Origin of the sequence: Skermanella pratensis, assembly GCF_008843145.1 — a bacterium.
In the GTDB taxonomy this organism is placed as follows: domain Bacteria; phylum Pseudomonadota; class Alphaproteobacteria; order Azospirillales; family Azospirillaceae; genus Skermanella; species Skermanella pratensis.
Genome location: NZ_CP030265.1, coordinates 1623266 through 1635350, shown reverse-complemented (window position 1 = coordinate 1635350; position 12085 = coordinate 1623266). Strand labels below are relative to the sequence as shown.

Annotated in this window: 10 protein-coding genes; 2 read left to right on the top strand and 8 right to left on the bottom strand. The window is 69.3% G+C overall.

All coding sequences use genetic code 11. The annotated features are described in order from the left end of the window. The first annotated feature begins 125 nt into the window (after nt 1-125). Nucleotides 126-860 carry an SEL1-like repeat protein gene (locus tag DPR14_RS07440; RefSeq protein WP_158044582.1) on the top strand — a complete coding sequence of 245 codons (735 nt, stop codon included), beginning with the start codon at nt 126-128 and terminating at the stop codon, nt 858-860. 18 nt (nt 861-878) lie between these two features. On the opposite strand, the gene DPR14_RS07435 is transcribed toward DPR14_RS07440, so the two are convergent. The 8 genes from DPR14_RS07435 to DPR14_RS07405 form a co-directional block, all read right to left on the bottom strand. Next, a complete protein-coding gene (locus tag DPR14_RS07435; protein ID WP_158044581.1) occupies nt 879-3026 on the bottom strand; it encodes a site-2 protease family protein in 2148 nt (715 codons plus the stop codon). Beyond that, entirely contained in the window at nt 3023-4378 is a 1356-nt protein-coding gene (locus tag DPR14_RS07430) for an efflux RND transporter periplasmic adaptor subunit (protein WP_158044580.1), read from the bottom strand. The genes DPR14_RS07435 and DPR14_RS07430 overlap by 4 nt, the downstream gene beginning before the upstream one ends. Before the next feature lie 118 nt (nt 4379-4496). Beyond that, nucleotides 4497-6227 (bottom strand): PHA/PHB synthase family protein, encoded by a 1731-nt coding sequence (locus DPR14_RS07425; RefSeq protein WP_158044579.1) that lies wholly within the window; start codon nt 6225-6227, stop codon nt 4497-4499. Between the two features lie 88 nt (nt 6228-6315). Then, nucleotides 6316-6450 carry a hypothetical protein gene (locus DPR14_RS28665; protein ID WP_281352696.1) on the bottom strand — a complete coding sequence of 45 codons (135 nt, stop codon included), beginning with the start codon at nt 6448-6450 and terminating at the stop codon, nt 6316-6318. A gap of 20 nt (nt 6451-6470) precedes the next feature. Continuing rightward, nucleotides 6471-7319, bottom strand: coding sequence for a C-terminal binding protein (locus tag DPR14_RS07420; RefSeq protein WP_211103943.1), 849 nt, complete (start codon nt 7317-7319; stop codon nt 6471-6473). Nucleotides 7320-7413: 94 nt separating this feature from the next. Beyond that, entirely contained in the window at nt 7414-8148 is a 735-nt protein-coding gene (locus DPR14_RS07415) for an LrgB family protein (RefSeq protein WP_158044578.1), read from the bottom strand. Then, on the bottom strand, nt 8145-8519 hold the full coding sequence (locus tag DPR14_RS07410; protein WP_158044577.1) for a CidA/LrgA family protein: 375 nt from the start codon (nt 8517-8519) through the stop codon (nt 8145-8147). Before DPR14_RS07410 ends, DPR14_RS07415 begins: the two co-directional genes overlap by 4 nt. 39 nt (nt 8520-8558) lie before the next feature. Continuing rightward, nucleotides 8559-10619, bottom strand: coding sequence for an AsmA family protein (locus DPR14_RS07405; RefSeq protein ID WP_192499336.1), 2061 nt, complete (start codon nt 10617-10619; stop codon nt 8559-8561). A 378-nt stretch (nt 10620-10997) separates the two neighbouring features. Here DPR14_RS07405 and moaA point away from each other — a divergent pair, with 378 nt between their 5' ends. After that, nucleotides 10998-12044 carry a GTP 3',8-cyclase MoaA gene (gene moaA, locus DPR14_RS07400; RefSeq protein WP_158044575.1) on the top strand — a complete coding sequence of 349 codons (1047 nt, stop codon included), beginning with the start codon at nt 10998-11000 and terminating at the stop codon, nt 12042-12044. Nucleotides 12045-12085: the final 41 nt, after the last annotated feature.

Genomic DNA, 12085 nt, shown 5'->3' with positions numbered 1-12085 from the left:
CGGAGCGGACGGATAGGTTCCTGGACGGCCGGCAAGAAGCGCGGCCTGGAGGATTAACCAACTCTCAAAACAGTTCGGCTATCCTGCGGCTGCACGTTTCCACTCCGCACGCCTGGATCCTGAAGATGCCCAACCCCTCGCGCTGGCGCTCTATTTCCGTCGTGCTTTCGCTCATCATTCCGGCGGTTCCCCTGCTTGCCCCGATTCCCGCCTCGGCACGGGCCGCCGAAACCGTGGCCGTTCTCGACGCCATGGAGACCGGGACGGTCCCGAACTCCGCGGTCGACGCCCTCCTGGCGAAAGCCGGCTCGGGCGATACGGAAGCGGCAGAAGTCGCGGGCCGGCTGTACGACCGGGGGGTCGGCGTCAGATGGGATCCGCCCACGGCGCTGCGCTGGTACACGGCCGCCGCCCTGGGCGGTTCCGCAACGGCGGCGAGCGATGCGCAGAGACTCTGGCGCGGCATGCCGCCGGTCAGTCAGCGCCGGGCCGAAGCCCTGCTGGCCCAGGTCTTCACCGACGCGGAACTGGTTTCGGTCGGTGTCGGCCCGGTCAGGCGCCCGGCCACGCGGCGAAGCTGGATGACTCACCTGGAAGCGGCCGGGATCCCCTCCCCTCCCCCGCCGGCCAGCCAGGCCGCACCACCAGCATTGCCCGTGTCGCTGCCGCTGTCACTTCCAGCCGTCCCCGCGGCATCCCTGGCGTCGCCCGCGGCGCCTGCTCCCGCTTCGCCCCCGGCCGTTGCGGCGGGGCCGCAGATTCCCCGGCCCGCGACGAAGCCCGCGTTGGCCGGCGTGGGAAAGGTATCGGCCTCCGTGTCGGCGAAGCCGCCGATCCCGGCGCTCAAGCCAAAACCCTGAGAACTCCGCCGCACGGCTTCAGAAGCCGCTCTCCCGGATCAGCACGCCGACCGCGAACCGCCAAGTCCGGGCGATCACGCTCTCGCGCTCGCCCTGCAACAGGATTCGACCGCGCACGACTTGGTCCGGCGCGGAGAGTCCGGCATCCGGACGGATCAGGACGCGATAGACCGGGCTTTCCGGGATCAGGGAGTCCCCGGCGCCGCGGATGTCGCGCACCGCCACGTCGCCGCCATGGATCGACGCCAGCACAGGCTCCGGCAGGGTCCGGCTGCTGCCGTCGTCGATCGCGACGACGGTGCCCGGCACCGACGGCAGGCCGAAATCGTCGGGGTGGAAGATGCCCGGCGCTCCCACGGCGATCCGGGCCAGGTCCGCCTCGGCGACATAGGCTTCGACGATGGCCGACGCGGGATCGATCACCGTCGCCAGGGGCGTGCCGGCCGTCAGCCATTCGCCCGGCCGGAGCGGGTCGGCCAGTTCCACCACCCTGCCGTCCATGGGCGCCGTGACCAGCAGCCGCGCCAGTTCGCTCCTGTAGCCCGCCGCCTGCGCCAGCGCGCCTTCCAGCTCCCGCCAGGAAACCTGGTTGCGCTCCAGCAGGTCCCGGCTCATGCCCTGGAACTGGACCTGCCAGCGGGACAGCTCGGCGCGCCGCTCGGCCTGGGCCAGTTCATGCTCCAGATCGGGCGATCGGAACGTGAACAGCACCTCCCCCGCCGCGACGCTCTGCCCGGACCGGACCCGCACCTCCTCCAGCAGGGCGGCGCGGGGAGCGAACAGCTTGAGCTGATGTTCCGCGCGCAGGATCGCGGAAGCCGGCACGGCGCTCCGCCAAGGGACCAGCACCAGCGCCACGATGCAGCCCAGCGCCAGCAGCGTCGCCAAGCCGTGCCGGTTCAAGCGGACTCGATCCCGCCTCATTCCCCACTCCTTGAGCTCGCCCCAGATCGGCCGGGCGATGAACCAGACCAGCTCGACCACCATCAGGAAGATGCCGAGCAGCTTGAAGAACAGGTGATAGACAAGCAGCGCTATGCCGAGGAACAGGAAGAACCGGTAGATCCAGGTGCAGTAGGCATAGACCAGCAGGACCCGCCGCTTGTGACGGGGCCAGCGCTCCGGCACGGGATCGCCCAAACCGAATAGCATCTCCCGCAGGTGCCACCGGGCCAGCGCAAAGGAGCGGTCCTGGAGGTTGGCGATGTCCAGATAGTCCGACAGCAGATAATAGCCGTCGAAACGCATGAAGGGATTCAGGTTGATCGCAAGGGTCAGCAGCCAGGTGCTCGTGGCCAGCAGGAAGGCGGCGCTCCGCACCGGGCCGTCCGGAAGGAAGCTCCAGGCCAGGGTCGCCGCAGCCGCCAGCGCCAGTTCCGCCGCCATGCCGGCGGCACCGATCGCGAGTCGGCGGTGCCGCGACGGCAGCTTCCAGGCTTCGCTGGTGTCGGTGTACAGCACCGGCCAAAGCACCAGGAAGGCGACCCCCATGGTCGGCACCCGGCAGCCGAACCGGCGCGCGGTGAAGGCATGTCCCAATTCGTGCAGGATCTTGGCGCCGCTCAGCGCGACCGCGGCGAGAACGGCCCCCTCCAGGGAGAAGAAGTGCGGGAAGGTGCCGAGGAAAGCGTCCCACTGGCGCAGCACGAGATATCCGCCGGCCAGCGCCGCCGCCAGAACCGCCGCCAGGAAGCCCCTTGTGAACATCCACGCGACCAGCGGCAACGCCGCCTTCAGGAACCGGTCCGGGCGAACCAGCGGGATTCGGACGAACAGGTAGTTCTTCAGGAGCCACTTGGCCGGTCCCATGCGGACCGACGCCGCCTGCCGGACCAGCCGTTCGATCGCCTGCTCGCCCCGCGCCTGCAGCAGGTTGCTCGCCATCAGGAAGCGGGCGACCGTCTCGACATGGTCGACCGAGACGTCGAGCGTGGTTCGGCGCCGGATATCGGAGGCGATCGCCTCCATGTCGCCCGAGCCCCAGCGCGACAGGATCTCGAATTCCAGCCACCCGATCCGGAAGAATCGGTTGTTGGCGGGGTCGTGCAGCGTCCAGGTCGGCGCGCCGTCCCGGGTCCGCGGTCCGGCATGGAGGGTCAGCTCGTCCCGCAGCGGCAGCAGGCGGGCCGGCTGCTGCCCCCCGCCAAGGCCGACGGCGGCGGTCACAGGCCCAGCCGCTGGCGCAGCGCCGCCAGGGGGCGGCGCATGATGTAATAGAACAGCGTCGTCTCCTCGCCATGGACCTTCGCGATGCCCTTCATGCCGATGCGGGGCCGGGCGGCATCGGCGGACAGACCGGCCTTCAGGCGATAGGCGAGCGCGCCTTCCGGCGTCGGGCTGGCCTGATAGCTGGCGAAATCCAGCGTGCCGGCGATAGGGTGCTGCGGATCGACGTTGAGGAACAGGGTGACCTCCGATCCCTGCTCCAGCGCGATGGCGTCGCCGACCGGCAGGTGGATCTCAAGCTCGACCTCGCCCGGGTCGGCGACGACCAGGATGCGTTCCCCGATCGACACCGGCTTGCCGATCCAGTCGTTGACGTCGTCGAAGATCGCGATGCCGGGGCGTGGCGCCCTGACCTCGATGCGGTCCAGCAGGCCTTCCAGATAGGCCACCTCCGCCGCGTTCTGCTCCATGCGTCCCTGGAGGATCGCCAGGTTGGCCTTGCTGCGCGGGTCGAACACCGCCTGCTGCGCGGCCTGCCGGTACTCGGCCTCGCCGACCTCGTGCGACTTGCGGGCGACATCCAGCCGGTTCTGAAGCCGGGCGGGGTCGAGCGCCAGCAGCAACTGCCCTTCGGCGACCATCTCGTTCGGCCGCACTTCGAACCGGTCGATCACCCCGTCGATCGGCGCCCGCACGACCACCGGCTCCCTCGGGATGACTTCCGCCGGGGCCAGGGCGGACTGGCGGACGGGCACCCAGGCGAGCCCGGCGGCGAGCACCAGGGCGGCCAAGCCCAATCGCCCTTTGCGCCGGCCCAGCCAGCCGGCGCTGCGGCCCCTGTGCCGGTCCAGCAGAGCCGCCCAGGAATGCGCGTAGGCATCGCCCAGATAGGCCATGAGATGGCGGTCGTGGTCGGTCCAGGGTTCGTCCCGTACCAGCAGCAGGCAGCCCAGCCGCTGGCCGCCGATGCCGTCTAGGGGAATCCTCAGGGCATGGGGCGGCAACCACTCGCCCCAGTCCTGCCCGAGCTGAGCCGGCACCAGGGAGGCGTCGGCCGCCTCGATGGCGCCGCCGGACTCCGGTCTGGAATCCAGGTGCTTCAGCAGCTTGCACAGCCAGACCAGGAAGGGGGCGTTGGCGTCCGGCAGCGCCAGGCCGGACACCGCAGTCACCTTGCCGTCGCCGCCGACGGTCCTTCGCCACAGGATCGCCTGGCGGTAGCGCACCAGGGCATGGGTTTCGTTGACGACGAGGAAGCCGAACTCTTCCGGCGTCGCCGCGTGCCGGATGCGTTTCTCCAGTTGCACGAGTCCGGTGACGCTGAGCAGCTGCCGGTTCAGGATATCGTTCATCGGGTCCGTTCGACTCAGTCCGGTGGACCCGAAGCATTAGGCCTTTCTGGTTAAGATTCGCTAAGCCATTGGCGATATTTCCCGAGCCGCGGCTTGCCGGTTCGGCGTGCCCTCGCCGTCACTTCTGGAAGACGTAGGTTCCCGGCGCGGGTCCCAGCCCATCGGCCACGGGGGGCGGAGGTTCCGCGTCGGGCGTGCCGTGCTCCACCAGCCATCCGGACCAGGCGGGCCACCAGGACCCTTCCCGGCGGGGCGCCGACTCGACCCAGGCGTCGGGATCGACGTAGCGGTCCTCCGGCCGCCGGGTGGCGATCTGGTAGCCGCGCCCGCGATGGCCCGGTTCGCTGACGATGCCGGCATTGTGGCCGCCGGTGGTCAGCACGAAGGTCACCGTCGTGTCGGTCGGCAGATTGATCTTGTAGACCGACCGCCAGGGAGCGATGTGGTCGCGCGTGGTGCCGACCGCGAAGATCGGGGCGCGGATGTCGCTCAGCGATACCGGCCGCCCGTCTACCAGGAAGCGGCCGCCCATCAGCTGGTTCTCCAGGAACAGGCTGCGCAGGTACTCCGCATGCATGCGGTAAGGCATGCGGGTCTGGTCGGCGTTCCAGGCGACCAGGTCGTTGGCCGGTTCCCGGCGGCCCTTGAGATACTGTTCCACCTGGCGCGACCAGATCAGGTCGGTGGACCGCAGGAGCTGGAACGCCCCTGCCATGCGCGTGGTGTCCAGGAATCCCCGGACCCACATCATGTGCTCCAGATAGGCAATCTGGCTGTCGTCGATGAAGACGGTCAGCTCGCCGGCTTCCGTGAAGTCGGTCTGGGCGGCGAGCAGGGTCACCGACGCGAGCCGGTCGTCGCCGTCGCGCGCCATGGCCGAGGCGGCGATCGCGAGCATGGTACCGCCCAGGCAATACCCGCAGGCATGGATGCGCCGTCCCGGCAGGAGTCCCCCGATCGCGTCCAGCGCGGCCATGACGCCGTCGGTGCGGTAGGCGTCCATTCCGAGTTCACGGTCCTCCTCGGTCGGATTGCGCCAGGACACCATGAAGACGGTATGCCCCTGCGCGACCAGGTACCGGACCAGCGAATTCTCGGGCGACAGGTCGAGGATGTAGTACTTCATGATCCAGGCCGGCACGATCAGCAGCGGCTCGGCCCGAACCTGCGGCGTCGCCGGATCGTACCGGATCAGTTCGATCAGGTGGTTGCGGAAAACCACCCGGCCGGGCGTCGCCGCGATGTCGCGCCCGACGCGGTAGCGCTCCGTCCCGACCGGCGGATCGCCGCCGATCTGGCGCTGGATGTCCTCGACCAGATTGCGGGCTCCCCGGACGAGGTTTTCCCCCGACTCGAGCACGGTGCAGGCCAGCACCTCGGGGTTGGTCGGCAGGAAGTTCGACGGCGCGCGCCGGTCCAGCCACTGGCGCGCCATGAAGTTCACCTGGTTCTCGTGGCGCCGGCTGACCCCCGAGACGCCCTTCGTGGCGGCGTCCCACCACTCCTCGGTCAGCAGGAAGCCCTGCACCATGGCGTTGAACGGCCAGAAGCTCCATTCCCGGGCGGCAAAGCGCCGGTCCGCCCCATGGGGCTCGGCGACGGGCGGCGGGTTGCGCCCGGCCGCGGCGCCGGCGACATAGTCGCCCCAGTGCGCGATGCTGCTGACGGCCTTCTGCCCGAGGGCGATCTGCTTGGCCGGCGAAGAGGCCAGATGAAGCCCCCAGTCCATCCAGGCCAGCATCACCGCGGCCGGCGATACGCCTCCCGTGGCCTGGGCCATCATCGCGTTCATCAGGTGATCGACGACTTCCAGGTCGCTCGACGCCCCATCGCCCCGTAAGTCCGCCATGACCGCTCCCCGTGGACGAAACCGGCGCGATGGTCGCCCAGCGCAGGACAACGTGCAACCCGGTTGCGTGACGGCCGGACCGGCGGCGTCAGGCGTGCTCCTGCCAGGGATTGACCCAGTTGAGCGGCTTCGCGCCGCCGAACACCCGGGCGATCTCCTCGGCGGCGGAACGCTGGAGGTCGGCGACCGACTGCTCGGAATACCAGGCGGTATGATCGGTCATGACGACCCCCGGAACCTGCATCAGCAGGTTGTCGGCTCCCGGCGGCTCCCGTTCGAAAACGTCCAGCCCGGCCCGAACAGCCGGCGCTCCAACAGGGCCTCGACCAGCGCCGCCTCGTCGATCAGGCCGCCGCGGGCCGTGTTGAGCAGGATGGTGGTGGGCTTCATCAGGCCGATCATGGCGCGGCTGATCAGGTGGCGCGACCCCGCTGCAAGGCTTGCATGCAGCGAGATCACGTCGGCTTCCAGGCAGAGTTGGCCGAGCGAGACCAGTTCGGTGCCTTCCGGCGCCTCCCCCAGGGCGGGATCGTGGACCAGCGTCCGGGCGAAACCCAGGGGGGCGGCCTTGCGATGAAAAACAGCCCCGATCCTGCCATAGCCGATCAACCCAAGCGTGCCGCCGGCGAGCCGGTGCATCGGCTCGGCCCGCGCCACGTTCCACCGGCCGGACCGCACGTCCCGGTCGCGCGCCGGAATGCGCCGCGCCACTGACAGCAGCAGGCCGAGCGCATGGTTGCTGACTTCGTCCACCCCGAACTCGGGCACGTTGGCGACCGGAATGCGACGCTCTGCCGCGGCAGCCAGGTCGATCGTGTCGAGCGCCACGCCGTAGCGGACGACGATCCGGCACCTTTCCATCGACTCGAAGGCGGCGCGGTCGAGCGGACATTCGCGCACCAGCACCGCGTCGGCCAGGCGAATCGCGCCGTGCAGGAGATCCCGGTCGCCGCGGCAGGACCGCTCCACCAGGGTGGCGCCGAACGGCCGCAGGACGTCACGTTCCCTGTCATAGCTGCCGAAACCGCCCTCCAGGACGACGACCAGCGGCGCCACGGGGGGCGCAGTATTGCGGGCCTGCGGAGTATCCACGCATTCCTCCCTAAACCGGACGGCCTCAGCCGGATTCTATTTCGCCAAGCCCAGTTTGGAGGCAAAACCGAGGAGCACGCAGCACAAAAATGGCTCAGTCGAGCAGGACGATCAGCAGCGGGACCATGATCGCGGTCGCGATGCCGTTGAGCGCCATGGCGATGCCGGCGAAGGTGCCGGCGATCTCGTTGACCTGGAAGGCCCGGGCCGTGCCGATCCCGTGGCTCGCCACACCCACCGCGAAGCCGCGCGCGCGCCAGTCGCCAATCCGGAGCAGGTCCATCAGGGGCGTCACGACCATGGCCCCGATGATGCCCGTGATCATCACCACGACGGCTGTCAGCGACGGGATCCCGCCGATCTGCTCGGTGATGCCCATGGCGATCGGCATGGTGACCGACTTGGAGGCGAGCGAGCGCGAGGTCTCCAGGCTGACGCCGAACAGCATCGCGAGGCCGACCGCCGACAGGATCGCCGTGACCGACCCCGCCACCAGTGCCGCCAGCATCGGAAGGGCCGCGCGCCGAACCTGGGCGAAGTTCTGGAACAGCGGCACGGCGAGGGCCACCGTGGCCGGCCCCAGCAGGAAATGAACGAACTGGGCCCCGTCGAAGTAGGTCTGGTAATCCGTCCCGGTCACCATCAGCAACGCCACCAGCAAGACCACCGCGATCGCGACGGGATTGACCAGCGGCCGGCGGCCGGCCCGATCGAAAAGCCACTGGCCGATCAGATAGGCGGCGATGGTCACCGTCAGCCAGACCAGCGGGCGGGCGGTCAGATAAACCCAGACATCCTGGATCGCCGGTTCGATGACGTCCGTGATCATGCCCGCCCCTCGTCCGATGCCGCCGCGTCGGCCCCGGTCAGGCGCGAGACGCCGCGGAAGACCAGAACCGCGACCACCATGGTCAGCACGGTGCTGCCGAACACCGCCGTGGCGATCCCGAGCCACTCGCCGCGCAGACGGTCGAGATGCTGGATGATGCCGACCCCGGCCGGAACGAACAGCAGGGACAGGTTGGCCAGCAAGGTTCTCGAAACGTCGCGCAGGGTGTCCGGAATCCGGCCCCGGGCCACCAGGACCAGGAACAGCAGGATCGTCCCGAGCACGGGACCCGGTACTGGAAGGTTGAGCAGGCGGGCCAGCAGCTCACCCGCCAGTTGGCAGGCCAGCAGGCCCATCATGGCGGCAATCATTCGTCCTCTCAAATCAACTCGGGCGCCGCGTCAAACAGGTCATCGACCAAACAGGCCCCGCAACTGCTGTGCCGGATTGCTCGATCCCTGGCCGGGAGCCGCGTTCTGGCCGCCGGTCAGCCCCTCGATAAGGCCCTTGACCGCCTCGTCCGGCTTCTTGCCCCGCAAGGCCTCGACCTGCTCGCGGATCGCCTCGGGATTGCGCAGCGCCTCCTCGGCGAGACCGGCGAGATCGGGCGCGAAGCTCGGGTCGGTCAGGCTGCCGCGCACCAGGACGGGCACCGCGATGCCGGTAATGTCGCGGGTGCCGCCCTGCCCCTCGATCGTCCCGACCAGCCGCGGCTGCAGCCGGTAGTCGATCGTCTTCGGCGGCAGCGCCACGGTGCCGCGGCCATCCAGCCGGAGCAGCGGCGCCAGCAGGCGGAGGTCGTCGTTCCGCACCACGCCGTTCTGGACGGTGAAGTTGCCTCCCAGTTCGGCGAAGTCGGTCTGCTGCGGCTCGTTCCCGACCGGCTGGCCTTGGAAGGCGGCGGTCGCGTTCCGCACCATGGCGGCCAGGTTGATGCCCTTGATCGCGCCGTCGGTGAAGGTGACCGAACCCTGTCCGTTGAGCCCTTCGACCATGGCCCGTTCGCTCGCGCCGGTCGTCTTCAGCGAGGCGACGGCCCGAGCGGTCCCGGCCAGCCGGTTGAAATCGGCGAACCGGGACAGTACCGGCTCCGCCTGGACGCCGTTGACACGGAGATCGAGCGCCAGCGCGGGCACCGCGGCGGAGGCGTCGGCGTTCACCTGGCCGGATACCGTTCCGTCGAACAGGGCGGTCTCGCCCAGCACGGTCCTGAGTTTCCCGCCGTCCAGCGTCAGCGCCATGTCCGAAGCCCCGACATCGACTCCCTTCACGGTCAGCCCGGCCAGGGCAACCTTGAGGTCGGCGTCTATCGTGCGCAGGGCGCTGAAGTCGATCGGACGGGTGCTCCACCCCGCGTCCCCGGCGGGAGAGGGCGCCGGAGCCGGTGCCGCCGGAGCCGGCTGCGGGGGCGCCGGGCTCCCGGCGGCACCGGGCTGATTCAGATAACGGTCCAGGTTGAGCCGGGCCACGCTCAGCACGCCCTCGATCTTCGGACGCGCTCCCGCAAGCGCGACCGCGACGTTGCCGGTCGCCTCCATGTCACCCGCCTTGTAGGTGCCGCCGGTCAGGGCGATGCGGTCGCCGTTCGCCGCCAGCCCGCCGGCCACCGAAGCCGACTGGACAGGAAGGTCGCCCGGGTCCTTTCCGGTCGCCCAGATGGCAAGCTGGCGCAGTTCCGGCACACGGAGATCCAGCGTGCCGGTAGCGCCGGGTCCCGCCGCGGCCCGCTCCAGCGCACCGTCGAACCGGATCGACAGCAGGCCGCCGTTGACCGCCGCCGCCAACCTGGAGGCACCGGTCTCGATCAGGACCCGCGGCTGGTCGATGCGGGTCTCGACCGTCACGGGCCGGTCGCGAAAGACCAGACGGCCCTTGAGGTCGGCCGGCTGGGCGAGGTCGGGCGCCACAAGGGTGGCATCGACGTCGGTGACCTCGTGCAGCGCCTGGGTACGGGCGTCGAAGTAGCTGACCTGACCGTCCACCAGCTCGACCTCGCCGAACCGGAGGTCGGGCAATCCGGCGGCCTGCTCCTGCCCGTCGCCCGGCCCTTCCGGCGCTGGCTCCGGTTGATCCGCCGCCGGGGGCTGGTCGAGCACCCAGTTGGGGCGGCCCTGGGCATCCACTTCGAGGGCGATCCTCGGCTCCCGCAGGACCAGCGTGTCGACCTGGACCTCCCCCCGCAGCAGCGGCCACGGCTTCAATTCAAGTTCGAGCCGGCCGAGGCGGACCATCTCCGGCGTCCGTGCGCCCGGCGGGCCGGCGAACGAGACGTCGTTCATCTCGATTGCCAGGGTGGGCAGCAGGGAGAGCGACATCGGCCCCTGGATCCGGAACTCGCGGCCGGTACGCTGGGCGACCTCGGCCTCTATGCGTCCCTTGTACTGTTCCACCGGAACGAGGAACGGCACGGCGACCACCACCGCCACCAGGACGACGGCAACCAGCGCAAGGCCGATCAGGAACTTTCTCATCCGTTTTGTCCTTCTCTCTGGCCGGCTCTCCGGCCGGTCCTCTCTGGCCGGCTCTCCGGCCGGTCCTCTCTGGCCGGCTCTCCGGCCGGTCCTCTCTGGCCGGCTCTCCGGCCGGTCCCTTTCCGTGACAGCCGGAAGGGATAAACTTCCGGAAATCGGCTGTGGACCGGCGGGTCGCGGTTTACGGAGCCGCCCGGGATCGCTACATCTGGCCGTATAGAGCGCTCTGCCACATGCATAGGTCATGCGCCAGCACCGCGGGACCGCCAAGGGTGAAACTGCAGGCATCCATGATCTAACCTGCTAGTATGATCTTCCAATGACGGCTGCCGTCCACGCAAGACGAGCCGCGGAGTAGGGGAGAGGAAAAAGGATACCATGAGCAGCACAGTATTTCCGTCAGCGGCCAACGACTCCCCCCTGCCGTCCCCGATCATCGACCCGTTCGGCCGTTCCGTCAGCTATCTTCGCGTCTCGGTCACGGATCGCTGCGATTTCCGGTGCGTCTACTGCATGGCGGAGGACATGACCTTCCTGCCGAAGGCGGAGGTCCTTACCTTGGAGGAGCTGGACAGGATCTGCAGCGCCTTCGTGGGACTGGGCGTCTCCAAGCTCCGCCTGACCGGCGGCGAGCCGCTGGTGCGCAAGGGCATCATGAACCTGATCCGGTCGCTCGGCCGGCATCTCGGCACCGGCGCCCTGAAGGAGCTGACGCTGACGACCAACGGCAGCCAGCTGGAGCGCTACGCGACCGAGCTGTACGAGGCCGGCGTCCGCCGGATCAATGTCAGCATCGACACCCTCGATCCCCACAAGTTCGAGGCGATCACCCGCTGGGGCAAGCTCGACAAGGTGCTGGCCGGCCTCAAGGCCGCCCGCGAGGCGGGGCTTGCCGTCAAGATCAACTGCGTCGCCCTGAAGGGCGTCAACGACGACGAGTTCCACCGGCTGGTCGCCTGGTGCGGCGACGAAGGCTTCGACCTGACCTTCATCGAGGTGATGCCGATGGGCGACATCGGCGGCGAGGCCCGGCTGGACCAGTACCTGCCGCTCTCGATGGTCCGCTCCAGGATCGCCGAGCGCTGGACCCTGAACGAGATCGATTACACCACCGGCGGCCCCGCCCGCTACGTCGAGGTGCGCGAGACCGGGCGCCGCATCGGCTTCATCACTCCGCTGACCCACAACTTCTGCGAAAGCTGCAACCGGGTCCGCCTGACCTGCACCGGCACCCTGTACATGTGCCTGGGCCAGGAGGATGCCGCCGACCTGCGCGCCCCCGTCCGCATGAGCGACGACGACGCGCTGCTGTTGGAGCGCATCCGCGAGGCGATCTCGCGAAAGCCGAAGGGACATGACTTCGTCATCGACCGCCGCAGCAAGGCGGCGCCCGTGCCGCGACACATGAGCGTGACGGGCGGTTGACTTCGGCACCGGGCCTCTGGCCTGTCCATCCCAAGACGACG

Coding starts and splice junctions, on each gene's coding strand:
- DPR14_RS28665 (WP_281352696.1), bottom strand. CDS start 6,450: ATGACCGATCATACCGCCTGGTATTCCGAGCAGTCGGTCGCCGACCTC.
- DPR14_RS07410 (WP_158044577.1), bottom strand. CDS start 8,519: ATGATTGCCGCCATGATGGGCCTGCTGGCCTGCCAACTGGCGGGTGAG.
- DPR14_RS07430 (WP_158044580.1), bottom strand. CDS start 4,378: ATGAACGATATCCTGAACCGGCAGCTGCTCAGCGTCACCGGACTCGTG.
- moaA (WP_158044575.1), top strand. CDS start 10,998: ATGAGCAGCACAGTATTTCCGTCAGCGGCCAACGACTCCCCCCTGCCG.
- DPR14_RS07425 (WP_158044579.1), bottom strand. CDS start 6,227: ATGGCGGACTTACGGGGCGATGGGGCGTCGAGCGACCTGGAAGTCGTC.
- DPR14_RS07440 (WP_158044582.1), top strand. CDS start 126: ATGCCCAACCCCTCGCGCTGGCGCTCTATTTCCGTCGTGCTTTCGCTC.
- DPR14_RS07415 (WP_158044578.1), bottom strand. CDS start 8,148: ATGATCACGGACGTCATCGAACCGGCGATCCAGGATGTCTGGGTTTAT.
- DPR14_RS07405 (WP_192499336.1), bottom strand. CDS start 10,619: ATGAGAAAGTTCCTGATCGGCCTTGCGCTGGTTGCCGTCGTCCTGGTG.